The organism is Mesorhizobium sp. M7A.F.Ca.MR.362.00.0.0 (assembly GCF_004023175.1).
GTDB lineage: Bacteria > Pseudomonadota > Alphaproteobacteria > Rhizobiales > Rhizobiaceae > Mesorhizobium.
The window spans coordinates 1-1,207 of sequence record NZ_RZTF01000369.1 but is presented as its reverse complement, the minus strand read 5'-3'; the positions used below and the strand labels follow the sequence as shown (position 1 = coordinate 1,207).

Below are 1,207 nucleotides of genomic sequence, written 5' to 3'. Positions count from 1 at the left end.
AAGTATCTACGTGAAAGCGAAGAAACTCCTCGGATTGACTGGGGTTGGCAATGATCAGATGTCGTTTGCCAGAAACACATTGGCTCCCCTCATTAAGCCAGGAATGGCCATCTATGGCCAACTCAAGCAGGACATATTTGGACCGTAGTTTGGTCCATATGGGCGGGCAATTTGCCCGCTACTCCCAACCATCTCTGCATACCCCTCATTTTCCATCAAGTCGGCGTATTCTCCAGCTGTCCCCTCCCATGCTTCGACATAAGACGGTCGGATCGTTACCGCCTTTCCGCTGCCGGAAGGTCCAGCATATAGACGGTATTGTAAGTGCCTGACAGGGTGGTCCGCGCCTGTCAGCGGTTGTCACTCGGGCTATCGTGCCCGCATCGCTATGCCGACGCGACGTCGCAGGTAGTGTCGCTTTCGCCGCTTGCCGGTCTTTTCGTCCTTCTCGCTCCATCGAAGACATAGGACGGCCGAACGCGGATTCCTCTTCGCCTTTCAAAACGGATGCACGACCCAACGACACAGGCTATGTTGCCCCGTCTGGCCGAGGTCACCGAGGGGCATGACATGCAGGCAATGCCGATAGCGCATGAAGCCGCGCAACCCGTGCGCCCCATATCCTCCTTGGCCGGCTATCCGGCCGCCGTCCTGTGCTGGCTGCTTTCGGCCGGTGTCTATATCGCGGCCAAATGGGTGGCGCCCGAAATGCCGCCCTGGGGCCTGTGCTTCTGGCGGCTGACGCTTGCCTGCGCCATCCTGCTGCCGATCGTGCACCGTCATCACGAGGCGATGATCGGGCTTTTGCGAACGCGCGCCGTGGAGGTCGTCGCCGTGGGGGCGATCGGCCTGACGCTGTGCCAAGGCATGATCTACCATGGCCTCAGCCACATCGACGCCACCACGGCCGGCATCATCATGGCGCTGTCGCCTGTCATGACGATGGTGCTCGCCCGTTTCGTGCTTGGCGAGCCGCTCGGGCTGTGGAAGTCGCTTGGCGCGCTGGTTGCGCTTGCCGGGATGATTTTCATCGTTGCCCACGGCGACCTGACGGCGCTGCTGCAACTCAAGCTCAACGCCGGCGAGCTGTGGATCGTCGGCAGCGCGTTCTGCTGGGGCCTCTACACCGTGCTTTTGCGCCGTGCCAAATTCGGCATCGAACTCTTGCCGATGGTCGTGCTGCTGCTCGGCGCCGGTGCGCTGGTCG

1 protein-coding gene is annotated in these 1,207 nt (G+C 61.1%); it reads left to right on the top strand.

From position 1 onward, the window contains the following. Positions 1-570: 570 nt before the first annotated feature. A partial coding sequence (locus tag EOC06_RS30170; RefSeq protein ID WP_164898813.1) for a DMT family transporter occupies positions 571-1,207 on the top strand: 637 nt, incomplete at its 3' end.